The 22,759-nt window shown below is 53.4% G+C and carries 20 protein-coding genes; 2 read left to right on the forward strand and 18 right to left on the reverse strand.

The features are described 5' to 3' along the window. Positions 1-72 precede the first annotated feature (72 nt). From L1D43_RS06910 to L1D43_RS06975, 14 genes are all read right to left on the reverse strand, one after another. On the reverse strand, positions 73-327 hold the full coding sequence (locus tag L1D43_RS06910; RefSeq protein ID WP_239850444.1) for a DUF2897 family protein: 255 nt from the start codon (positions 325-327) through the stop codon (positions 73-75). Positions 328-389: 62 nt separating this feature from the next. Further along, positions 390-1,127 (reverse strand): 8-amino-3,8-dideoxy-manno-octulosonate cytidylyltransferase KdsB, encoded by a 738-nt coding sequence (gene kdsB, locus L1D43_RS06915; RefSeq protein WP_239850445.1) that lies wholly within the window; start codon positions 1,125-1,127, stop codon positions 390-392. Between the two features lie 84 nt (positions 1,128-1,211). Continuing rightward, complete coding sequence (gene kdnB, locus L1D43_RS06920) at positions 1,212-2,282, reverse strand: 3-deoxy-alpha-D-manno-octulosonate 8-oxidase KdnB (RefSeq protein ID WP_239850446.1); 1,071 nt, start codon at positions 2,280-2,282, stop codon at positions 1,212-1,214. Positions 2,283-2,370: 88 nt separating this feature from the next. Then, complete coding sequence (gene kdnA / locus L1D43_RS06925) at positions 2,371-3,558, reverse strand: 8-amino-3,8-dideoxy-alpha-D-manno-octulosonate transaminase KdnA (protein ID WP_239850447.1); 1,188 nt, start codon at positions 3,556-3,558, stop codon at positions 2,371-2,373. A 219-nt stretch (positions 3,559-3,777) separates the two neighbouring features. Next, on the reverse strand, positions 3,778-4,389 hold the full coding sequence (gene can / locus L1D43_RS06930; RefSeq protein ID WP_239850448.1) for a carbonate dehydratase: 612 nt from the start codon (positions 4,387-4,389) through the stop codon (positions 3,778-3,780). 105 nt (positions 4,390-4,494) lie between these two features. Further along, positions 4,495-5,328, reverse strand: a complete 834-nt coding sequence (locus L1D43_RS06935; RefSeq protein WP_239850449.1) for an alpha/beta fold hydrolase — start codon at positions 5,326-5,328, stop codon at positions 4,495-4,497. Positions 5,329-5,334: 6 nt separating this feature from the next. Then, positions 5,335-6,033, reverse strand: a complete 699-nt coding sequence (locus L1D43_RS06940) for a M15 family metallopeptidase (RefSeq protein WP_239850450.1) — start codon at positions 6,031-6,033, stop codon at positions 5,335-5,337. Then, positions 6,027-7,157 (reverse strand): succinyl-diaminopimelate desuccinylase, encoded by a 1,131-nt coding sequence (dapE, locus tag L1D43_RS06945; RefSeq protein ID WP_239850451.1) that lies wholly within the window; start codon positions 7,155-7,157, stop codon positions 6,027-6,029. The genes L1D43_RS06940 and dapE overlap by 7 nt, the downstream gene beginning before the upstream one ends. Continuing rightward, positions 7,154-7,513, reverse strand: coding sequence for an ArsC family reductase (locus L1D43_RS06950; protein ID WP_239850452.1), 360 nt, complete (start codon positions 7,511-7,513; stop codon positions 7,154-7,156). The genes dapE and L1D43_RS06950 overlap by 4 nt, the downstream gene beginning before the upstream one ends. Before the next feature lie 262 nt (positions 7,514-7,775). Then, positions 7,776-8,285 carry a PTS glucose transporter subunit IIA gene (gene crr / locus L1D43_RS06955; protein WP_041511344.1) on the reverse strand — a complete coding sequence of 170 codons (510 nt, stop codon included), beginning with the start codon at positions 8,283-8,285 and terminating at the stop codon, positions 7,776-7,778. Positions 8,286-8,351: 66 nt separating this feature from the next. Next, complete coding sequence (gene ptsP / locus L1D43_RS06960) at positions 8,352-10,058, reverse strand: phosphoenolpyruvate--protein phosphotransferase (protein ID WP_239850453.1); 1,707 nt, start codon at positions 10,056-10,058, stop codon at positions 8,352-8,354. 11 nt (positions 10,059-10,069) lie between these two features. Further along, a complete protein-coding gene (locus L1D43_RS06965) occupies positions 10,070-10,327 on the reverse strand; it encodes an HPr family phosphocarrier protein (protein ID WP_011865664.1) in 258 nt (85 codons plus the stop codon). 32 nt (positions 10,328-10,359) lie between these two features. Further along, positions 10,360-10,752, reverse strand: coding sequence for an ACT domain-containing protein (locus tag L1D43_RS06970; protein ID WP_011865665.1), 393 nt, complete (start codon positions 10,750-10,752; stop codon positions 10,360-10,362). A gap of 201 nt (positions 10,753-10,953) precedes the next feature. Further along, positions 10,954-12,591 carry a methyl-accepting chemotaxis protein gene (locus L1D43_RS06975; RefSeq protein ID WP_239850454.1) on the reverse strand — a complete coding sequence of 546 codons (1,638 nt, stop codon included), beginning with the start codon at positions 12,589-12,591 and terminating at the stop codon, positions 10,954-10,956. A 379-nt stretch (positions 12,592-12,970) separates the two neighbouring features. Between L1D43_RS06975 and L1D43_RS06980 the strand changes: the two genes are divergently transcribed. Both L1D43_RS06980 and L1D43_RS06985 read left to right on the forward strand, forming a co-directional pair. Then, positions 12,971-13,663: a DUF3334 family protein gene (locus tag L1D43_RS06980; RefSeq protein ID WP_041511341.1), complete on the forward strand. Its 693-nt coding sequence runs from the start codon at positions 12,971-12,973 to the stop codon at positions 13,661-13,663. Between the two features lie 64 nt (positions 13,664-13,727). Next, positions 13,728-14,756: a LacI family DNA-binding transcriptional regulator gene (locus L1D43_RS06985; protein WP_239850455.1), complete on the forward strand. Its 1,029-nt coding sequence runs from the start codon at positions 13,728-13,730 to the stop codon at positions 14,754-14,756. Here L1D43_RS06985 and L1D43_RS06990 read toward each other — a convergent pair. From L1D43_RS06990 to L1D43_RS07005, 4 genes are all read right to left on the reverse strand, one after another. Beyond that, positions 14,753-15,367: a 3'-5' exonuclease gene (locus tag L1D43_RS06990; RefSeq protein ID WP_239850456.1), complete on the reverse strand. Its 615-nt coding sequence runs from the start codon at positions 15,365-15,367 to the stop codon at positions 14,753-14,755. The genes L1D43_RS06985 and L1D43_RS06990 overlap by 4 nt on opposite strands. A gap of 95 nt (positions 15,368-15,462) precedes the next feature. Next, positions 15,463-17,547 (reverse strand): elongation factor G, encoded by a 2,085-nt coding sequence (gene fusA, locus L1D43_RS06995; protein ID WP_041511338.1) that lies wholly within the window; start codon positions 17,545-17,547, stop codon positions 15,463-15,465. 588 nt (positions 17,548-18,135) lie between these two features. After that, positions 18,136-20,640: a glycoside hydrolase family 15 protein gene (locus L1D43_RS07000; RefSeq protein WP_239850457.1), complete on the reverse strand. Its 2,505-nt coding sequence runs from the start codon at positions 20,638-20,640 to the stop codon at positions 18,136-18,138. Between the two features lie 104 nt (positions 20,641-20,744). Next, positions 20,745-22,289: an MFS transporter gene (locus L1D43_RS07005; protein ID WP_239850458.1), complete on the reverse strand. Its 1,545-nt coding sequence runs from the start codon at positions 22,287-22,289 to the stop codon at positions 20,745-20,747. Positions 22,290-22,759 lie beyond the last annotated feature (470 nt).

Raw genomic sequence — 22,759 nt, forward strand, 5'->3', positions numbered from 1 at the left:
TTTACTCGCAGCTCTTATCAGCAGCTCTTATCAGCGAATGACGGCGAAAGCTAAGTTGGCGCCAGAGAGCGCTTAATCCTTGTCTTTGGCTGCGTCGTCAGTCTTGCTCGCCTGCTTATCACCTATGGGCGTATCGAGTTTGCGAGTCTCATCATCTTTGCCTGCATCTTGATCTGCCTCACCGCGCGCAGTTTTCGCATCGGGTTTTTGATGCGGCTTACCAAATTGGGTCATCTTAAACTTGCTGCTGTACTTAAGCACCGCCAGGTTGCTGGCGATCACCCCAAGCACCAAGATAATGATGAGCCAGACTTCAAGACTCGACATCCGCTCTCTCCCTCGCTTTCAATTCTTATCCGCTAGATTTGGATTGGCTAGCTCAGTACCGGCTAGTCGACTGCCAGACGGGCTTCGCAGATACGAATATCTTCCGGCGTATCCACCTCGGGCGAGTCGAAGGCGCTGATGGCGACTTTGATCTTATGGCCATGCTCCAGTGCGCGCAGCTGCTCCAGCTTCTCGAGATCTTCTAAACGGCCCAGTGGCAGCTTATTGAAGGTGCGGACAAACTCGCGTGTGTAGGCATAGACGCCCAGGTGTTTGTAAACCGGGTAGTCGTTTGTGTCGCGGCCGAAGGGGATACGGGCGCGCGAGAAATACAGCGCATTATACTGGTTGTCGAACACCATCTTGACGTGCTTGGGATCGTCAAGCTCATGCTCTTCGGTGATCTCATAACCTAGGGTGGCCATACCGAATTCACCTGGGTGGCGCTCAAACAGGGTAATGATCTGTTCGATAGAGATAGGATCGATCAGCGGCTGATCGCCCTGTAGGTTGATCACCAGATCTTCGTCTGCAAGACCGAGTTGAGTGATAGCATCCTCGATTCTGTCGGTGCCGGAGGCCGCCTTCTCATCTGTCATCACCACCTTGCCACCAAAGGCTTCTACCGCCTCCTTGATGCGCAGATCGTCGGTGGCCACATAGATGGCGGTTAAACCTTTTGCCAGCGCCGCACGCTCGTAAACATGCTGGATCATCGGCTTACCGTTAATCGGCGCCAGTGGCTTGCCCGGAAAACGGCTCGAGCCATAGCGTGCTGGGATTAACAGAGTCACATTCATTTGGATATACCTATCAGTTACAGTGTGCCGCAGTGCATAAGAGAAGGGGCTCACTCGGAGCCCCTTACACCTTGAGCTTACAGGTTAGATTCGACGGAACAGTTTAGTCAACATTTCGTCGGTGACTTTCTCTTCCCAACCTTCGCCATAGACGTTGGCCCATAGTGGTCCCATGCTCTTGGTGACGGCGACCATCTTAGCGATGGTTTCATCTGGCAAGTCTTTACAGATGTTCTTCGGCAGGGTGATGTTGTGCTTGTCCATCATCTGACGGAACTCGTCCACACCCTCAGGGTAGAACTCTTCCAGTACGTCGAACGCCAGGCAGTTACCGATACCATGGTGGTAACCCAGCACGTAGCCAAGGCCGTATGAAACGGCGTGACAGGCACCTACCTGGCTATAGGCGATGCTCATGCCGCCCATGTAAGAGGCCATCATCAGCTTGTCGTCTTTCTCTGGGTGATCGTCTAAGAAGACTTCACGGCACAGGTCCATCGACTTCTCGGCGAACGCCTTGGCAAACTCGTTCAAGAAGGTGCCTTGTAGTGACTCGACACAGTGGATGTAGCAATCCATACCCGTGTAGAACCACTGATCTGTCGGCACGCCGTCGATGAGCTCTGAGTCCATGATGATCTGGTCAAATACTGTGTAGTCAGAGTTCAGACCTAGCTTACGTACCGGGCCGCAAAGTACGGCGGTGCGTGATGCTTCGGCGCCGGTACCTGACACAGTAGGGATACCGATATGGTGAACCGCAGGGTTTTTGATCAGATCCCAACCCTGATACATGGCGCTGCCACCTGGGTTGGTAAGCATGAGTGAAACGGCCTTGGCCAGATCCATCGTTGAACCACCGCCCAGACCGATAACGCTAACGGGCAGCTTGCTGTTAAAGGCTTGCACCTGCTCGGTGAGATCATCAACCTGCTTGGTGGTAGGCTCTTCGTCCACGTTAACGTAGATCACGAGATCCTGTGGCTTAGCGGGTACGCGCTGGGCGAGGGGCTTGTCCTGATGAACATCATCGATCAGGAAGACCACGAAATCTTCGCCTTGCTTACGCTCTTCCTCGAGTACGGTATCGAGCTGCGCGAATGAACCACGACCAAAGATCATTTTTGGTACGCATTTGAAATTTTTAAAACTCATTACAGCATTCTCCATTGAGACATCTAGTGTAAAAAGTAACGTCGCAGGCCAAACAAGGCGCTGCGACCGGGAATTTGAGAGACGAGAGTTAAGCGGCAAAGGCACGCTTGATGTTCTCGATGCGCTGGGCGATCTCTTCTTCAGTCCATGAGAGCTTGATCAGCATCGAAATGGTGCGGCTCATGATGGCGTCAGACTTAGGCACAGACACCTGAGTATAGTCAGGTTTGTCTTCAATTAATGTGATCGGCAGGGCGGCTGGTGATTTAAGCTCTTGAATGTGCTTCCAGTTTGACAGGTAGTGCCAGTTGTTTACATACCAGTAGAAGCAGCCATCGACGCCGTTTTCGGCCAGTTTCTTGTTGATCTCCAGAGTACGCTCCTCGGTAGGTAGCATGAAGCTTAGGAAACCGGCTGAGTCGCCTTCAGGATCTGGGATCTCACGGAAGCTCACCTCTGGCAGCTCTGCCATGGCGTCTTTCAGCAGCTTCTTGTTCTTGCGCTGAATGTCGATGATGGTATCTAGCTTGCGAAGCTGCGCCAGACCCAGCGCCGAGTTCATCTCAGAGATGCGGAAGTTCAGGCCCATGATAGGGTGGCTTTCTGCGCCGCGATCGTTTCCGACATGGTCATGGCCATGGTCAGAGAACATATGGGCGTGGTTATAGATGGTCTCATCATTAGTGATCACCGCGCCGCCTTCGCCACAGGTGATGGTCTTAACAGAGTCAAATGAGTAGCAGCCTACATGGCCGATAGTCCCCAGGGCTTGACCCTTGTAGCTACCGCCGATGGCCTGACAGGCATCTTCCAGTAGCACTAGGTTGTGCTTTTCACAGACTGCCTTGATCTCATCCATCTTAGCCATAGAGCCACACATGTGGACTAGGTTAACGGCCTTGGTGCGTGGCGTGATAGCCGCTTCAATGCCTTCCGGTGACAGACATAGTGTCTCGTCGATTTCGGCAAATACCGGTACGGCGCCAGCCATAAACACGGCTTCGACAGAGGCCACGAAGGTAAATGGAGGAACTATCACTTCGTCGCCTGCGCCAATGCCAGCGGCGGCTAGCGCGGTTTGCAGTGCAGCGGTACCGCTCGAGAGCAGGTGGGCGTGTTTGACATTCATCTTCTCACAGAGCAGTTGCTCCATCTCACGCGTCTTCCAGCGGTCATTACGCATGTGATCAAAGTTGTAACGGAAGGTAAAACCGTTTTCCATTACGTCAGCAACTTCCTGTTTCTCTTCAGGACCAAATAATTCAAAACCAGGCATGGAATAGTTCCTTAGCATTCGCTGCGCCCGCGGCGCGAAAAATAAATCAATGCGAATTATAAACGCGATGGGTGGAAAACTGCGATGTTTATTAAGGAATATTTACTGAAATAGGAGGCTTTTTTTTGCTTTTACACGAGGGGGCCTGGCGATAGCGCATGATTTGACCATCATGCGCGCTGTGGCCTGCCTTAAAGGAGGAGGTGATGTGTCTGGGAGCTATCTGCTGCGAAAGGTATCTATGTCTACGGTAACGTCGAGATCCGACAGCAGGCCGTTGTCGACGCTGTAGATCCAGCCGTGTACCGCCACCTTATGGCCGCGTTCCCAGGCATCTTGCACTATGGTGGTACTGGCAACATTGCCCACCTGCTCGATGACGTTGAGCTCACACAGGCGATCGAAGCGGGTCTTCTCATCAAGTTCGGCGAGTTCTTTGGCGTGCAGACGATGGATGTCGCGAATATGCCCCAGCCAGTTGTCGATCAGTCCCAGGCGCTCCTTACCCATGGAGGCCTTGATACCGCCGCAGCCGTAATGGCCCACCACCATGATATGTTTCACCTTGAGCACCTCGACGGCATATTGCAGCACTGAGAGGCAGTTGAGATCCGTATGGATCACCATGTTGGCGATGTTCCTGTGTACGAATACCTCGCCGGGCATGAGATCGATGATCTGGTTCGACGGTACCCGGCTGTCCGAGCAGCCAATCCACAAATACTCGGGATTTTGCTGTTGGGCCAGTTGCTCGAAGAACTTAGGGTTCTCTTCCAGGATGCGGTTGGCCCAGCGGCGGTTGTTGTCGAACAAAGGTTTAAGTAGTTTCATTTAGTTAACATCATGTCGATGAAGAAGATTTTGCTGGGCAGCATTCTAGCATCAAAGATTTGCCCTGCTGGTCTACTCAGTCTAGGCTAGCGTTTTTTTGCTGGCTTAGTTCAAATGTTTGGCGAAAAAATCACTCAGGTGCTGATTGATCCACTCACTCTGTTCCAGGGTTGAGATATGGCCCGCCTCCGGAATATGCAAAAACTCGCTGCCGTCGATAGCATCATGCATCAGATAGCCTTCCAGCACAGGTCTGGGCTTGTCCTGGGTGCCTGTCATGATCAGCGTCGGCAGGGTAAACTGCGCGGCATCTTCCATGATGTCCCGGCGCCCGAAGATGATGCGGCCGAGGCGAGAGATGCTCTCCAGCCGCTCTGGCGCCAGCTTCGCGAGCGAGGCCTTAAAGGCGGCGATGAGGTCAGGTTGTTTCTGTTCGACCTCATCGGCAAAAAATAGCGGCGCTATCTGGTCGATCAGTGGTGGCGGCAACTGCCCGGCAGCCATCATGGCATCGAGCATGGCGTAGTATTTGGCGCGGCTGACTTCGGGTTCGAAGCCGAGGAAACAGCCCATCATCACCAGCGTTTTCACGCGGCGCGGCGCAAGCAAGGTTAACTCTGCGCCCCACATGCCGCCAACAGATAACCCAAGTATTGAGAATTCATCCACTTCCAGGCTGTCCATCAGCGCCAGATAATGCTCGGCGAGATGCTTAAGTGAACGGCAATCGCTTGGTAGCAGATCTGACAGACCATGGCCCCAGAGATCCGGCACTATGCAGCGATAATGCTGGCTGAGGTGGTCGATTTGCGGCGCCCACATGGCGCTGTCCCAGAGATAGCTGTGGCCGAGCAGTAACACAGGGCCCTGGCCGACATCCAGATAGCTCATCTGGTGGCCGTTGAGATTGAAACTGTGACGAAAATTGTCGAGGTTCATGTGAGATCACTCATTGATAATTGGGTTAACCGGCCCGTTGGGCGAAGGAGCAACGAAGTAGACATAGCGTGATACCAGCTCCTCCAGTCGGGCGAGAATTGGGTCCTTAAGCGCGATATCCGCCTGCTCGAGCCGAGTCTCTAATGCATGGATATCGAAGCTGGCCAGATGGCTATCGGCCAGTGGGTAATAACTCAGGTGCCAAGGCTCTGGGCTGACGCCGCTGAGACCTGCCTGATAGGGAAAGTAGAAACCAAAGTCAGCCGCGTGTGCCACTAGCCACTGATGCAGCCCGTGACAGGGACCTCCTACCTGATACTCGCTGTCGATAAGCTCGAGGGATGCTCGGCTGATGGCGTTTGCGTCGAACAGATCCAGATCTGTGCCCCAATGATGGCGTGACATGCCGGGCAATGCCGACCAGCGCAGTATGGCATCTAGCAGCTCATTCTCACTTAACGTCTCGATGTCCATTGGCCGAGACGCTGCGTCCAATACCGGCCGCTTACCGCTCGCCTTGGCATTCCATATCCCGAGCTGGCGATTGAAATCACGATAACTGGAGCAGATGGCAATGTTAATTCCATCGCTGGCGGCGGCGCCTTGCATCTTGGTAAGCTGCGCGGCGCTCTCGGGGGCCAGCCTGTGGCCCTGGTGATCTACGAGTGTTGGCTCATCAAAACCATAGATTGCCGGTTCTAGCACAGGAGCTTTTCCAGGATACGTTCATACACCTTGGCGAGCTGCTCGATATCCTCGACCTTGACGCACTCATTGACCTTGTGAATGGTGGCGTTAACCGGGCCAAGCTCGATCACCTGGGCGCCAGTCGGGGCGATGAAACGGCCATCCGAGGTGCCGCCAGAGGTTTGCGGGTCTGTCTCTGTGCCGGTGATTTCATGGATCGCCTCGCGGGTGGCATCCAGCAGCGGGCCTGCATCGGTGAGAAACGGCAGGCCGTTGAAGATCCAGCTGATCTCATAGTCGAGCCCGTGGGCGTCAAGAATATTGAGTACCCGCTGAATTAAGATCTCGGCGGTAACTTCGGTGGAATAACGGAAGTTAAACATCACCTCCAGGCTGCCCGGGATCACGTTTGAGGCGCCCGTGCCGCCATTGATATTGGCGATTTGAAAACTGGTCGGCGGGAAGAATTCGTTGCCGTTATCCCACTTCATGCGTGCCAGCTCATCGAGCGCAGGCGCCGCCTTGTGGATGGGGTTATCGGCCAGATGCGGGTAGGCGACATGGCCCTGAATGCCCTTGACGGTGAGGTTACCCGTGAGGCTGCCCCGGCGACCGTTCTTGACGATATCCCCTAGCTTATGGGTAGAGGAGGGCTCGCCAACTAGTGACCAGGTGATCTTCTCGTTGCGGGCCTCAAGGGTGTCGATCACCCGGGTAGTGCCGTTGATGAAGGGGCCTTCTTCGTCGCTGGTGATCAGAAAGGCGATAGAGCCCTTATGATCTGGATGCTTGTCGACGAATCGCTCGGTGGCGACCACCATGGCTGCGAGTGACCCCTTCATGTCGGCGGCGCCACGGCCGTGAAGATAGCCGTCGATCACCACAGGCTCGAAGGGTGGTGTGTGCCAACGGTTAAGATCGCCAACCGGCACCACATCTGTATGGCCGGCAAAGCAGAATAGCGGACCTTCTGAGCCGCGCCGCGCCCACATGTTGGTGGTATCTTCAAATACCATAGATTCGATATTAAACCCCTTGGCCTTGAGGCGATCGGCCATCAGCGGCTGACAACCTTCGTCTAGCGGGGTGACCGAGGCTCTGGCAATCAGATCCTGTGCCAGTGTGAGGACTTCCTGGCTCATCGGCTGAAGATCTCCTCGTATTGAGCGGGCTTGAAGCCAACGCTTACCTGCCCTTGATGATCCAGCACGGGACGTTTGATCAGGGTGGGATAGGCGAGCATGAGGGCGATCGCCTTATCCTTGCCGATATCGGCCTTTTCGTCATCGCTCAGGTTGCGAAAACTGGTGCTGCGTTTATTAAACAGGCTTTCCCAGCCGACTTGCTCGACCCAGGCGTTAAGGTGTTCCTCGGTGAGGCCGTCGACGCGAAAGTCATGAAAGGTCACTGCTTGTTGGTTGGCGTCTAGCCACTTGAGCGCTTTCTTGACTGTGTCGCAATTCTTAATACCGTATAGGGTCAAAATTTGATTCTCCATGTGGGGCAAAGGCCGTTTAGCGAAACGTGAGTGCTTCTGTAAACTAGGGCTTTTGTAATACTTTAGCCGCTTCGCTGGCGACCACTTCTACTTGCCGCTCATTGTGGCACCGAGTCGAGTTCGCCTCAAGGGTTAAGCGCGGGGCAAGTGTCTGTTTGAAAAAAAATCATTCAGCTGATGGTGGTTCTTAGGCTAAGGGTTAACGAGTTGCTGAAGTGAGTTAAGGGAACCCGGCACTGAATGCACCGGGTGATAGTGCGCGTTAGAGCTGAACCGAGAAGATCACGTCTTTGCCGGCTTCGATACTGCCGTGGCGCTTGTCGAGCCCCTGAATATCTTCCATGTTGGCCAGCACCACGGGGGTGAGCAGGCTCTCTACATGCTCCTTGAGATAGTCGAGATCGAACTCGAGTATGGGGTCGCCGGCCTTGACCTGCTGGCCCTCTTCGGCCAGGCGGGTGAAGCCGTTGCCCCTGAGCTCGACCGTACCGACACCGAAATGCACGAACAGCTCGAGGCCTTGAGGCGACTCTATGCTAAAGGCGTGGTTGGTTTCGAAGATCTTGCCTATGGTGCCATCGACCGGCGCCACTATCTGCTTTCCTTTTGGGGCTATCGCGATGCCGTCGCCGACTATCTTCTCGGCAAAGACCACATCCGGCACTTTCTCGATTGCCACGATCTCGCCCGACACTGGCGCATAAACATCAATGCCGCCCGTGATGGGTGGCTGACCAGAAATTAAACGTCTTATGCGGCTCAAAAATCCCATTAATTTGCCCCTGTGTTAGCACGCTGATGTGTCGTGATGAATTATGCCTAGCATACTCAAAAATTATCAAGAGTGACAGTGTGTTAATAATTGATTTAACGCATCGATGCGTGAAACTTGCAAGGCTTTGCGCGCAAGTTCGACACAATCTGGGTAAGACCAACGACTGAGGGCCTGTTTCACCTCGAGGAGCGAGGCCAGGTTGACGCTAAATTCTTCCAGTCCGAGTCCAATCAACAAGGCGGCGGCATTGGGGGTGCTGGCCAGTTCGCCGCACATGGAGACCCGCACCTTGGCGGCCTTGGCCTTCTCTATGATCTGAGCAATCAGGCGGATGATCACCGGCGAGAGCACAGGGTATTGATCGATCAGCAGTGGATTGGCGCGATCCGCGGCCATGGTATATTGGGTCAGATCGTTAGTGCCTATGCTGACAAAGTCCAGCAGGGGCAGCATGGAGTCGAGGTTAAACACCGCCGCCGGGGTTTCAACCACTATGCCAAGCTCAAGTTCGCCAAAGCCTTTCTCGGCCTCGACCAGCTCCTGCTTGCAGCTTTCCAGCAACGCTAGCACGGCTTCGAGTTCCTCAACCTGATTGACCATGGGGAACATGAGGCGGATGGGACCATGGTTGGCGGCCCTGAGGATCGCCCTGAGCTGGGCACCAAACAGCTCTGGGTGGGCGAGTGTGTATCTCACCCCTCTGAGCCCAAGCGCCGGATTTTCCTCCACGTCCATGGCGAGGCTAGGCACTTCCTTGTCGGCGCCAAGATCCATGCTGCGAATGGTGAGAGGCTTGCCATCTAACAGCTGCAGGGCATCACAGTAGAGTTGATATTGACGGTTTTCGTCCGGCAGTTCATGGTTGTTCATGAACAAGAATTCGGTGCGAAACAGGCCAACCCCCTCGGCGCCCACGTCGGCCAGATGATTGATTTCGCTGATGCAGCCCACGTTGGCCAGCAGGGGAATGGTGCGGCCATCCTTTGTTTGGGTCACTTTGCCCTTCAAGGCCTGCAGTGCCGACTTGCGCTCGTCTGCCTGCTGTTTCTGGGCGTTGAGATCGCTTACTTGCGCCGCATCAGGCTCAACATAGAGCTCACCATTGATGGCATCCACGGCTAGCGTCATGCCATCTGATACCTCCAGGGTATGCCAGGGGCAGCTCATCAGGGTGGGAATGCCGGCGCTGCGGGCCAGAATCGCCGTATGGCTGGTTACGCCGCCGGTTTGCAGTACCAAGGCGCTGACGCGCTCCAGGGGCAGGGTGGCGAACTCAGCCGGGGTGATATCCTTGGCCAGTACGATGGCGTTTTCCGGTAGGCGGCTGAGGTTATCGCAGTGGCCGGTGAGCAGGGTACGGATCAGCCGCTGGCCCAGGCTTAATACATCTTCGGCGCGCCGGGCCAGGTAAGGCGAGTCGGCCTCTTGCATCGCCTGTGCCTGTTTGGCGAAGCTGTGCTCCACCGCCAGTGCCGCGGAAAATTGGCGCTTGCCTATGGTGTCGCTGAGTTCGGCCAGTAGCTCCTCATCTTCTAACAGCAGGAGATCGGCCTCGATCAGCTGATAGTTGTCGGAGTCGGGGTGGAGCTTGGCGGCGCAGGCCTGGCTTTGTTTGATGAGGGTCTTGAGGGCGCGATTGAGTCTTTGTTGCTCGCGGGCGAGTTGGGCTGGTGGCAGGAGATGATAGTCGAGTTTACTTTCGTAGGTGCGTAGTACTTTTGCCTGTCCGAAGGCGATGCCCGCCGCTACCGCTATGCCTCTAATCGTCATCCTGACTCCTGTTAACTTAAGGTGATAAGCAGCTCGGCGACGGTATCCACCGCCGGTTTTGCCTGCTCGCCATCGGCGCTGACCTTGACCTCGACGCCTTTATACAGGCCCAAGGTCTGCAGCTTGAACAGGCTCTTGGCACTGGCCTGTTTGCCCTGACATTCCACTATGATGTCACAATCATAGGCCTTGGCTGCCTTAACAAGCAGGGCCGCAGGCCGGGTATGAATGCCGTGTTCGGCCATGATGGTGACTGTCTTTTGGTACATAACACTCGCTCTTTGGAAATGACGCTCTGGCGCTAGGCCTGATAATGAATGATCTGATAGTTGGTCTTCTTCAGCGCCTGTATCGCTTGCTGCAGCTTATCCTTCTTCACCAGAATATAATCGGTATCGAAGGTTGAGATGGCGAAGATGCTTATCTTGGCTTCGGCGAGGGTGCCTGAGACGCTGGCGAGGATCCCCGTCATGGAGAAGCCCAGGGGACCGACGACCTCGAGGCAGCGCCAGTCGCTCTCCTCTTCGAGGCTGTCGAGTTGCAGTTCGGCGGGCACCACCACTGAGAGTTCATCTTTGGTCTTGCCGATAAAAAACATGGGCTGACGAAACACCTCGGGCACTAATTCACTGTCTGGGCTGAAGCTGTGAATACTGTATAGCTGAGGATGAACCGCTAACGTCATTCGGGCCATGGTTATGTGATCCCACCGATGCAGAAAAATGTGATGTCGTTAAGCTTATCACAGTTTTAATATCAGCTGTCGAGCTTTGGCGGGGGATTTTTCAATGTGCTTGTAGGGGGGGACTCGCTCTTGTCTTGCTTTGTGAGCGTTAATAAGAAGGGAGCCAATTGGCTCCCTGTCTGTTTCGCTATCTATTTGAATATCTGTATTTTATACCTTGAACTGGCCTAATATCTTGGCGCTGGTCTGACTTATCTGACGCAGCGACTCGGCGGCCATACGATTACTCTCATTGGCCTTAACCGACACCTCGGAGAGTTCGGTGATGCTACAGATGTTACGGTTGATCTCCTCGGTAACCAGAGACTGCTCCTCGGTGGCGCTGGCCAGCTGGGTATTCATGTCGCTGATATGAGCGATCAGCTCCAAGATAGTATTGAGTGAATCACCCACGGCCTGGGCCTGTTGCTGCAGCTCTACCGACTGACTCTGGGTATCGCTGTTGCTGTGCATCACATTGGTCACGCCATTTTGAATGTCTGTGATGATCTTCTGGATCTCATTGGTGGAGTCCTGGGTGCGGTTAGCCAGGGCTCTGACCTCGTCGGCTACAACGGCGAAACCACGGCCATGAGCGCCGGCGCGGGCGGCCTCGATGGCGGCATTAAGCGCAAGCAGGTTGGTTTGATCGGCGATACCGCGGATCACATCCAGGATGCTGCCAATCTGTTCGGAGGAGACCCCAAGATGTTGGGTGATGCTCTCGGCGTTTTTCAGTTCCTGCACCAACTTATGGGTGTTCTCTACCGTGCTATCCATCTGCTGCTTGCTATCCTGGGCCTGCTGCTTGACGCTATTGGCCGCATCTGCCGCCTGCTGGGTGCTACTGGCCATCTCATGGGTGGTCGATAGCATCTGATTGATGGCGGTGGCGACGCTGCTGGTTTCCTGGTGCAGATGATCTACGCTGGCGTTGGACTCGGCGACGGCATTGAACAGGCGATCGGCATCCTGGTTAAGATCTTGTCCCACCGGCTGGAGATCGGCAACCATCTTGTTGATCTTACCAACGAAGTTGTTAAAGGCGATGGCGAGGGCCACCACTTCATCTTTACCTTTAGTCGGTAGACGTTTGGTGAGATCGCCTTCGCCTTCGGCAATATCTTTCATCGCATCGATCGCCTGGTTGAGGGGCGAACTGATGGAGTGATTGAGGACTAAGAAGAAGGCGAAGATAGGCACTGAAATAAGCAACATGATCCCCAGGTAGTTGTACATCACGCTGATGGTGGTGTCGTTGACGTCACTCATGTAAGAGGTGGTCACCAGCGTCCACTGCCAGGCCGGGAAGGTGCGGGCTTCCATTAAGGCTTCTTCACGCTCGCCGGTAACTGGATTTCTCATCTCCATGCGTGCCTTGGCAACACCGGACGCCGCTGCATTATCGAGCAACTTGTCCAGGCCGTTGCCGCCCATTTGACTGGTCAGGGCTGAGGGCTTGATGCCAAGCTTATCCGGGGCGGCGCCGTTGGCCAGTAGTGTGTGGTCTTGGTCAAACAGCAGGAAGAAGCCACTCTCGCCATATTGGATCTGATTGACCAGATTTGCTGCCTCTCGTTTGGCGTCTTCCGGCGTCAATTTATTCTGCTGGGTCTGGCGATAGTGTGTGTCGACGACGCTGAGGAGGGTGGATAACTGCGCATCGTTTTGTAGCCACTTCTGCTTAATCAGGTTGTTGCGCTGCTCGTTGATCGAAAAACTGGCGAAGACAAAGGTGCCGATGGCGGCAAGCACCAGCATAAAGATGAGGCGTTGAAGAATGGTAAACCTTCTGAGGATCGCAAGCATGATATGTCCTTAATAGCCCGGTTAAATGCCGCTAATATACAGGCTAACGTGTTGCCTGAGAATGCGGTTATAACGAATAGTCAATCGATTGACTGTTTATTGTTAATTAATTGAACTGGCTCACGTTAGCGATGGATCGTTTTGGCATTTTTACGCAATCGAACAATGAATCTTTTATGTACTGTGAGGCGCTTAACTGCGTCTTACTCAAGGTTTTGATAGGTGAGGTGAGCGTGATGAGCACTGAGTTTGCTAAGGTCAATTTTGCTCGAGAATTAGCCTCTGAATGAGAATTAACTAATCCCCTGTTTTGATTTTGATTTTTATCGAAATAGCGCGCAGAATGGAGTATGACTCTTTTTTGACATGTGATGAGACTATGACCTCGCAAGTGATCAGTTCCGACGATATTCTTCTTAAACTCTGCCATTCGGTGTGCCATGTGCTCTCAAGCACCACGGCCAGTCAGGTGAGCCACGCGGCCATGGTGCAAAGTATCACCAAGACCTGCCTCAAGCCAGATCTGGGCTGTTTCTCCATCTTTGATGGCGGATTTTCGGGCTTGGTGGTGATCAATTTCTCGGCGCCGGCGGCGGTGGAAATTTATCAGGCCTATATGAAGCAGATGGGCATGCCCGAATCTGAGCTGGCCTTCTCCCATACCTCGGATGAGGTGGGGGACGTGATGGGTGAGTTGATGAATCAAATCCTGGGTGATTTTATCGTCAAGGTAAACAAGGAGCTGCAGACCTCTATTAATCAGAGTCAGCCTAAGATGCTGACTATTAATAAGGAACTGACCATCTCCATCGACACCAACTTAGATGAGGCGGTGGCGCGCCGTGTCGCCTTCAAGACTGCCAGAAACCATATCTTCTATCTCGAATACGCCATGGATAAGACGGAGTTTATCAAGTTGGCAGAGTTCGAACACGAAGAAGACGATCCCGATGCCCTGCTAGCTCAGCACGGCCAGGGCAGTCAGGCGGCGGACCCATCCTGGTCTGCGGCGGTTAATAGTGCCGTCGTGGTAGATGATTCAGATGATCTGATGAAGGAGCTTGGGATATAATCGTGTTCCTTAAGGGGCGGGCGCTGGCTCGCCCTGTTCGTGTATAACAAGGTCGCCCATAATTATGACAACGAAAGCTACCTCTATTGATATAGCCTACCGCGCCGGGGTGTCGCAATCCACGGTATCACGCGCGCTGCGAAACAGTCCGCTCGTAAATGAAGAGACGCGCTTGAGAGTACAGGCCATTGCCAAGGAACTTAATTACAAGGTCGATAAGAACGCCAGCAACCTGCGCACCCAAAGCAGTCTGACTCTGGCGCTGTTATTGTGTGAAGATCCCACCAATGACGATTCGTTGATCAACCCCTTCTTCCTCTCCATGCTAGGCTCTATCACCCGAGCAACGGCGCAGCAGGGCTACGATCTCCTGGTCTCCTTTCAGCAGCTCAGCAGCGACTGGCACGCCGACTATGAAGACAGTAATAAGGCCGATGGCATTATTCTGCTCGGTTATGGCGACTACATGGATTACGAGGAGAAGTTGAATAAGCTGGCGGCGCAGAATACCCACCTGGTGATCTGGGGGCCGGCGCAGCACAAATCTTCTGTGCTCTCTATTGGCTGTGACAATCGTCAGGGGGGCGTGCTTGCCACAGAACATCTACTGGCTAAGGGGCGCCGTCATATCGCGTTTCTCGGCGATGCCTCCAGCCATAGCCCGGAATTTCAGGCGCGCTACCTGGGCCATCAACAGGCGCTTAAGGCGGCGGGCGTACCCTTGCAGAAGGGACTGCAGGTGGATGCCATCAGCACGGAAAGCTCGGGGTTTGAGGCGGCCAGCCAACTGCTGGCGCAGAAACGCCCCTTCGATGCCATCTTTGCCGCGAGCGATCTCATTGCCATCGGCGCCATGCGGGCGCTAAAAGAGCAGGGGATCAAGGTCCCCGAGGATGTGGCCATCGTCGGTTATGACGACATTCCCGTGGCGAGTTTTGCCAACCCGCCGCTGACGACCATCAAGCAAAATACTAAGCTCGCCGGCGAGATCTTGGTAGAGAGTCTGCTGAAACAGATCAAGGGGCAGGAGGTGAGTAATCAGTTGATCCCCACCAGCCTGATAGAGCGCGAATCCTGCGGCAAGAAACTTTAGGCCATCTGTTTTTTCATAAACCTTTCTAACTGATGCTTGGGCTGACGTTGCAGCTTGAGCATCAACTCAAAACTGGGGGCGGGACAGGCCCATCTTTGCGTGACGGCGGCGGTGAGCTCGAGCCAGAGCGACGCCGTCACCTCGGCATCATTGAGTGCCCGGTGAAATACCCCATCGTTTTCGATCGCGAGATAACTGACTAAGGTGCCCAGCTGATGATTGGGCGCGTCCTGAAACAGGCGCCTCGCCAGCAATAGCGAACAGGCAAATGGTTGGGATTGCGAGACATGGATGCGTGCAAGCTCGGCGGCCAAAAACTTCTGATCGAAACTGGCATTGTGAGCCACTAACTGACAACCATCGATAAAGGCGGCGAAATCTGTCATGACGGTCTCGCAGCTTGGCGCCAGCCTGAGCATCTCATTGGTGATCCCCGTGTAGCCAGCAATGAAACTGTTGACGGCGAAGCCTGGATTCATCAGCTGCTGAAACCTATCGACCACCACGCCTTGCTTGAGTTTTACCGCACCTATCTCAATGGCGCGATCGCCCTGTGCGGGGGAGAGGCCTGTGGTTTCAAAATCCAATACCACTATGGCATCTTGGGACATAAGGACTCCTGTGAGGGAAATTCGGCCAAAGAAAAAACCCTAACAACATACATTGTTAGGGTTTTTAGTAAAGAAACTTTCGTTAAGAAGTCAGATTACTTCTTAGCTTCTCTTTCTTTAACTTCAGCGATAACTTTCTCAGATACGCTGTTAGGACATGCTGAGTAGTGTGAGAACTCCATAGAGAACTGACCACGACCAGAAGTCATTGTACGTAGAGAACCGATGTAACCGAACATTTCTGAAAGCGGTACGTCAGCCTTGATACGAACACCAGTCACACCAGCTTGCTGATCTTTGATCATGCCGCGACGACGGTTAAGGTCACCAATTACGTCACCTACGTTGTCTTCTGGGCTGAATACGTCAACCTTCATGATAGGCTCAAGAAGTTGCGCGCCAGCTTTTGGCATAGATTGACGGAAAGCGCCTTTAGCTGCGATTTCGAACGCGATAGCTGACGAGTCAACTGCGTGGAAAGCACCGTCAGTCAGTTCTAGTTCAACGTCTAGTACTGGGAAGCCAGCAACGGTACCAGTCTGCATCATGCTCTCGAAACCTTTCTCAACAGCAGGCCAGAACTCTTTAGGTACGTTACCACCAACAACTGAAGAGCTGAAGGTAAAGCCAGAGTTTTGCTCACCAGGACGGATGATGTAGTCGATCTTACCGAACTGACCAGAACCACCAGACTGCTTCTTGTGAGTGTAGCTATCAGCAACTTCTTGAGTGATAGTTTCACGGTATGCAACTTGTGGCTCACCAACGATTAGGTCAACGCCGTAAGTACGCTTCAGGATGTCTACCTTAATGTCTAGGTGAAGTTCACCCATACCCTTAAGGATGGTTTCGCCTGAATCTTCGTCAGTTTCAACGCGGAATGATGGATCTTCTGCGATCATCTTACCGATAGCGATACCCATCTTCTCGCTGCCGCCCTTGTCTTTTGGTGCAACGGCGATAGAGATAACTGGCTCAGGGAACACCATGGCTTCAAGCGTACATGGGTGCTTAACATCACACAGAGTGTGACCAGTTTGAACGTTCTTCATACCCACGATAGCGATGATGTCACCAGCTTGTGCGGTTTCAAGTTCGTTACGCTCGTCAGCCTGCATTTCACACATACGACCGATACGCTCAGTCTTACCTGTAGCAGAGTTCAGGATGGTGTCACCCTTGTTGATGCGGCCTGAGTAGATACGTACGAAGGTCAGGGCACCGAAACGGTCATCCATGATCTTGAACGCAAGTGCTTTCAGAGGTGCATCGGCGTCAACGATAGCGTGTTCGCCAGTTTCGTTACCTTCTTCGTCAGTCAGAGGCTGTGGATCAACTTCTTGTGGAGCAGGTAGGTAATCAACTACCGCGTCTAGAAGAAGCTGCATACCTTTGTTCTTGAACGCAGAACCACAGTATGTTGGGAAGAAGTGCATGGTGCGAGTACCTTCACGGATACAACGCTTGATGTCTTCCATAGATGGCTCTTCACCTTCCATGTAAGCTTCCATCAGATCGTCGTCCATCTCAACGGCAGACTCGATCAGTTGTTCACGGTATTCTTCAACCATGTCAACCATGTCAGCTGGTACATCTTCGATGCTGTAGTTTTCAGCTTGTCCAGTTTCGTCCCAAACCCATGCTTTACGGGTTAGTAGATCGACAACGCCCTTGAACTCATCTTCGATACCGATAGGCAGTACCATAACGAGTGGGTTAGCCGCAAGAACGTCTTTAGTTTGCTTAACAACGCGCAAGAAGTCTGCACCCATACGGTCCAGCTTGTTTACGAAGATGATACGCGCAACTTCAGATTCGTTTGCATAACGCCAGTTGGTTTCTGATTGTGGCTCAACACCACCAGAACCACAGAATACACCGATACCACCGTCTAGTACTTTTAGAGAACGATAAACTTCAACTGTGAAGTCAACGTGGCCAGGGGTGTCGATGACGTTGAAACGGTGATCGTTCCAGAAGCAACTTACAGCAGCAGACTGAATGGTAATACCACGCTCAGCTTCCTGTTCCATGAAGTCGGTTGTAGATTCACCATCATGAACTTCACCCAGCTTATGAATCTTGCCGGTTAGCTTTAGGATACGCTCTGTTGTGGTGGTCTTACCCGCATCAACGTGAGCGAAGATACCAATGTTTCTGTACTTTGATAAATCAGTCATTTTTCTACTCTATTGGAGTTACGTTCTAAAATTCGGGGGGAAGTATATCAATACTTTTCAAATTTTTTTATTCATTTTTATCAATTTTGCTGAAATATCATCTTTATCGGGAGAAATTCCCCACTCTGTCTTCCCTAATATAGGGGGCAAACCCATAGCCGGTGCGGATTTCGCTCATAAAAAGAACATGATGTTATAACCCGAAAATTCGTTATATCTTTTTATATGGGGATGTGTTGGGCTACCACAGGCATGTTACAGCCATTGTGGGCGAGGCGTGTTTCAGGCCAGATCCTATGGTAATGGATTAAGCTTGATAAGCGTTTCTTTCGGCGGTCATTGTTGGCGGTGATTGTTGAGTAAGGGCAAATTTAGCGAGCAGCAAGCAGCGAACAGGTTGTCGCTGAAATGTAGTAGGGAGCGGCCGATGAGGAGGGACTAATGAGGACTTGTATCTAAATTCAATATCATGTGTCCATGTTCACTCTCTAACGCCCATTAAAAAGCCAGTCACTAGGACTGGCTTTTTATTGCGGCTTTAAGCCCTGTTGGGTATTTTGCTCTTAACGGGGTTATCTAATAAGCGCGTTATTCATTAAGGGCTTTGGTGACATCCTCATAGCTATCCCATACCTTAGCCTCTGTGACAGAGCGAACCATCTTCACATATTCTGCATGGGTCCAGGCAAGTGGGGTCGCCGAGTTTGTCCCTTGTCCAAGCTGATAGTTAAAGCGGGTCTTGTTACCCACGCCATCCCACACCTGCTCTGGGAGCATCAGGCCGTCGTTGGCGAAGGCTTCCATTCCCTTAACATAGGTTTGTACCAATTGTGCCTTGCTCGTCTCATCTAGGGTGCCGTTGGCGATCGCCTTGGCTAACTCGAAATGGGCGCGCTCTCCGGTAAAGAAGGGCCAGACTCTGCCACGTTGTCCCGGAGTGTTGCTGCCATGCTCGGCATAGTTGGCGCCGGTGGCGGTATCTTCGCCATAGCCGTCATTACCGTAGCGCCTAAAGCCGGGGAATTGTGTGCCATCTTTGGCGGTAAATTCATACCTGACCCTGAGATTATCCTCGAGCGCCGTGTTATCGATATGCTTGAGGGTGTCGTTGATGGTCTTGTCGTTGGCGCTCCTCACGCCGTAACGCACCAGCTCCAGGAAGCCGCCGTCTAACACCTCACGCTGATCTAAGCCTGCGCGGCCATTATTATCGGCAAGCTTATCATCGCTGTCGGGCGTGCCATTGGGGGCAAGACGCAGGTAGTAGGGGGCTTGTGTTCCATCGGCTGCGCTCAGCAGCCCCTTGTGGGTCACCACGAGTGAGTCGAGCTTTTCAGCCATGGTCTTGGCATTGGCCAGATATTTTTCGCTCGACGCTAAGTCGCCCGCCTGTTTGGCGATATCGCTGGCGGTGATAAGGCCCGTGATGACTGCGGCTGCGGTAGAAGGCGAGTAGCCCTCTTGCTCTTCCCAGCGCTCCTGTTGTGTCTTCAGCGGCGTGATTTGGGTGTGGTTCCAGTCGAGATTGACCTCTCCGCCGCTCACCAGGAAGTCGGCCGCGGGTTTAAGCATGGTCTGATACCAGTGTTCAATCTCAGTATCGCTCAATACGCCTGCCTGCCAGAGCTTCCAGCCGAGCATGATAGGCATAGCGGTCTGATCCAGCTGTACGCCGACCCATTCAATCTGTCCATCCACATGGGTTTTTTGCAGGAACCATCCCGGGACTCCGCTGTATCCTGGCGTTGCTGCCGTTACCTGAACCTTTTTGAGGTACTCGAAGGCGACCTTAGGGGTTTGTGTGTCGCCCATGGCCAGAAATGCCATGGCACACTGGTAAAAATCTCGCGGCCACACCGCCTTGTAACCGGTCGAGCCTTTGATGGCCGACACGCTGTCGCCCCAGGGATTTGAGAGTGAGGCGATGAGAGCGCCGGCGTGGGTCTTATCTTCCTGGGCCTTGAGCACCATGGCGCTGGTATAGAGGAGCTTACCCTCATCGGCGGTATTGGCCGTCATGGCATTGAGACTTGAGAGCGACTGCAGATAGTCCTGCCAGCCGATGGCATCACCTTCACCGTTATAGGCGGCGAGCACCTTGTCATAACCGGCGGTAAGCGTGTCTTTGGCATTTTGCTCGCTGTTGGCCTTATCTGCGCCGAAGCCAAATACCAAGGTAGTGCTAAGACTTGGACGGTTAGCATCGCCCACTTCCAGAGTAGGCAGCGCTGCCGTCATGGCGACATTACCTAGGCTCTTCTTATCAGCGCTGGTGCTGGCGTAATGCCAGTTCAGCTCGCCGTTGGCCTTAAGATCGGTCAGGCCATCAGACTCGCCGACAAAGCCCACGCTACTTGCTGTAAAGGGAATGTCACCGCGCACTGTCAGCACGCTGGAATCTTTATCGCCCGTGTAGGCGTAGAGGCTGTTGCCATCTTGGCTCACGCTGGCGATATCGTTGGCGCCGCTGTTGTCGATATGGGGATTGACGTAGAGGTAGGGGGTGATCCCCGGCTCGAAGGCGGTAAAGAACACCTGCATCACTAGGCTGTCGCGATTGGGATCGGTAAAGAAGTGCTTCTCTATCTGATATTTACCCTCGATATCTTTATTTATCACCTTGTAGGCGAGGGACAATGGTCGCCCAGCGTCATCCTTATGCAGGTAATCTATGCTGGTGACGGTATTGTCTTTCTCGGTATCGACGAAGCCATTGCCGCTGATGATGAACTGCGCCTCTTTGAGCTGGGCGTTATGGATTAGCCCGTACATGGTCTCGGTGAGGATCCCCTGCGCCAGCGAGAACCATACCCGGCTAACGGGATTGGCCTGGTTGCTCAGGTATTGGGCCGCACCTTGTTCGTTGGTCACATAGGGCTCGAAAGAGGTGCCAATACCCGTCTTGCCGGAAAAGGCCCAGGTGGGCGAGGCGCCGGGGGCACCAGGGGCAATGGTTATCTGTTGCGCTGCTATGCTGGCGGTTTGTGCTGGCGCTGTGTCCATGTCGCTCTTGGCGCCGCCACAGGCGCTAAGCAGGGCGCCCAGGGAGAGGGCAAGTAGTGAGCGCGTAAAAGGTACTGGCTTAGACGTCATGTTAAGGCTCTCATTAATTATTTGCTTATTATTCGTTTATAAGGGGGTCGTTTAAGTCTGTGTATTGTCGCAGGGGCTAGCGCCGTCTCTAGCCCAGTTACTAGTTAGTCTTGCTCGTTTCGATTGCTGACAAACAGCACGCTGATCCCTGCCAAGATCATAAAGCTGCCACCCAGGATCAGGGCGAAGATCGGCTTGCCATCGAAGAAGGCATTGAGCAACACACCCAGTACGCTGGCGGCCAACAACTGGGGGATCACGATGAAGAAGTTAAAGATCCCCATGTAGACGCCCATCTTGGCCGCAGGCAAGGCGTTAGAGAGCAGGGCATAGGGGATAGATAGGATAGAGGCCCAGGCGATACCCACTCCAATCATGGGCAGCCATAACAGGTTCGGGTCTTGAATAAAGTAAAAGCTGATCAAGCCAATGCCGCCGCAGCATAGGTTGATCAGGTGAGTGACCTTGAGACCAACCGCCATGGCCAGCAGGGGGATGAATATCGCCGCCACGGCGGCAAAGCCATTGTAGGAGGCGAACAGCATACCCACCCAGTCGGCACCATCGTTATAGGCCTTTGAGAGTACATCCTGGGTGCCATAGTGATGATCTGTGACCGCCGCCGTGGTGTAGATCCACATAGAGAAGAGGGCGAACCAGGAGAAGAACTGCACCACGGCCAGCTGGCGCATCGCCTTCGGCATATGGAATAGGGCATCGACCACACTAAACACCATGCCTTGCTGATGACGCGTTTCGCCGCGGATCTGTTTTAAGGTCTTGGCGCAGAACCACTGCAGCGGACCGAAGGCAAACACGCCTACGGCCAACAGGTAAAGCTGTTTGTCGAGTGACTGCAGGTAGATGATCGCGATTAACAGGGCGCCGATAAGGCCCCAGGTGATGGCGCCTTTCTGATAGGCCTGCCAGCTGCGATCATGATGCAGTGTCACATGCTCGCTGCTTTCCTGCTCGAAGCGCGAAAGCTCCTCGGGAGAGTATTCTTTGCTGGTAAACACTGTCCAGCTAACGGCAAGCAGCAGCACGGCGCCGCCGAAATAGAAGGCGTAGCGCACCGAATCGGCGATCTCGCCTTCTGGCGCCGTATTGGCGACATCGAAATAGTTGGTGAGCAGATAAGGCAAGGCCGAGGCGACCACGGCGCCGACGCCGATGAAGAAGCTCTGCATGGCATAGCCCAGCGGACGCTGCTTACTCGGCAGGTTGTCGCCGACAAAGGCGCGAAACGGCTCCATGGCAATATTGATCGAGGCGTCCATGATCCACAGCATACCGGCCGCGACCCAGAGCACAGGCGAGTGCGGCATGATAAAGATAGCCAGTGTGGTAAAGATAGCGCCAATGAGAAAGTAGGGGCGGCGACGACCGAGTCGGCCCCAGGTGTTATCACTCATGTAGCCGATGATAGGCTGCACCAGCAGTCCCGTGAGCGGCGCCGCTATCCAGAGAATAGGGATGTCATCGATCGCTGCGCCTAAGGTCTGGAAGATACGGCTGACATTGGCATTTTGCAGGGCAAAGCCAAACTGGATCCCCAGAAAACCAAAACACATGTTGAAGATCTGCCAGAAGCTTAAAGCGGGCTTGACGTTTGGGGTGCCTTGGGCGGATAGGGTGTTGTGTGACATCCGATGTTTCTCTTTATCATTATTTGTTATCGTCGCGCGGGGCTAAAGGGGCGCGATCACTATTTTATGGAAGTCGGTCGAGTGAAAAAAGGGGCGAATACACGCTTCCCTCAAACGGGTATTCGCCAAAAGCTAGGGTTCTACTTCTCTAGGCTTAAGCCCTGATGAGTAGATAGAGACTCTAGTGCTCGCCTTTCATGCCTTCAGTGCCTGATAAGGTGAGCATCGACCTGGCCAATTTCATAGGAGTTACACATGAAATTAAACACCAAGGCATGTTAACCCTGAGCCGAAACAGGCGACAACCGATTACATACGTATTCATCATCGGGCGTTAACCTTTGTGTAGCCTGCTGTTAACCTGATTGGCTTTGCTGTTCTATGGGCTATTTTCATTTAAAACAGCGCCTTAAATGGTGACCGTTCTGGCTTGAGGTTTTCAATTGTTGGCGTTTGTAACAATGAGCAAG

The sequence above is a fragment of the Shewanella sp. Isolate8 genome (assembly GCF_022398495.1).
GTDB lineage: Bacteria > Pseudomonadota > Gammaproteobacteria > Enterobacterales > Shewanellaceae > Shewanella > Shewanella aquimarina.

Coding starts and splice junctions, on each gene's coding strand:
- L1D43_RS06910 (WP_239850444.1), bottom strand. CDS start 327: ATGTCGAGTCTTGAAGTCTGGCTCATCATTATCTTGGTGCTTGGGGTG.
- kdsB (WP_239850445.1), bottom strand. CDS start 1,127: ATGAATGTGACTCTGTTAATCCCAGCACGCTATGGCTCGAGCCGTTTT.
- kdnB (WP_239850446.1), bottom strand. CDS start 2,282: ATGAGTTTTAAAAATTTCAAATGCGTACCAAAAATGATCTTTGGTCGT.
- kdnA (WP_239850447.1), bottom strand. CDS start 3,558: ATGCCTGGTTTTGAATTATTTGGTCCTGAAGAGAAACAGGAAGTTGCT.
- can (WP_239850448.1), bottom strand. CDS start 4,389: ATGAAACTACTTAAACCTTTGTTCGACAACAACCGCCGCTGGGCCAAC.
- L1D43_RS06935 (WP_239850449.1), bottom strand. CDS start 5,328: ATGAACCTCGACAATTTTCGTCACAGTTTCAATCTCAACGGCCACCAG.
- dapE (WP_239850451.1), bottom strand. CDS start 7,157: ATGAGCCAGGAAGTCCTCACACTGGCACAGGATCTGATTGCCAGAGCC.
- L1D43_RS06950 (WP_239850452.1), bottom strand. CDS start 7,513: ATGGAGAATCAAATTTTGACCCTATACGGTATTAAGAATTGCGACACA.
- crr (WP_041511344.1), bottom strand. CDS start 8,285: ATGGGATTTTTGAGCCGCATAAGACGTTTAATTTCTGGTCAGCCACCC.
- ptsP (WP_239850453.1), bottom strand. CDS start 10,058: ATGACGATTAGAGGCATAGCGGTAGCGGCGGGCATCGCCTTCGGACAG.
- L1D43_RS06965 (WP_011865664.1), bottom strand. CDS start 10,327: ATGTACCAAAAGACAGTCACCATCATGGCCGAACACGGCATTCATACC.
- L1D43_RS06970 (WP_011865665.1), bottom strand. CDS start 10,752: ATGGCCCGAATGACGTTAGCGGTTCATCCTCAGCTATACAGTATTCAC.
- L1D43_RS06975 (WP_239850454.1), bottom strand. CDS start 12,591: ATGCTTGCGATCCTCAGAAGGTTTACCATTCTTCAACGCCTCATCTTT.
- L1D43_RS06980 (WP_041511341.1), top strand. CDS start 12,971: ATGACCTCGCAAGTGATCAGTTCCGACGATATTCTTCTTAAACTCTGC.
- L1D43_RS06985 (WP_239850455.1), top strand. CDS start 13,728: ATGACAACGAAAGCTACCTCTATTGATATAGCCTACCGCGCCGGGGTG.
- L1D43_RS06990 (WP_239850456.1), bottom strand. CDS start 15,367: ATGTCCCAAGATGCCATAGTGGTATTGGATTTTGAAACCACAGGCCTC.
- fusA (WP_041511338.1), bottom strand. CDS start 17,547: ATGACTGATTTATCAAAGTACAGAAACATTGGTATCTTCGCTCACGTT.
- L1D43_RS07000 (WP_239850457.1), bottom strand. CDS start 20,640: ATGACGTCTAAGCCAGTACCTTTTACGCGCTCACTACTTGCCCTCTCC.
- L1D43_RS07005 (WP_239850458.1), bottom strand. CDS start 22,289: ATGTCACACAACACCCTATCCGCCCAAGGCACCCCAAACGTCAAGCCC.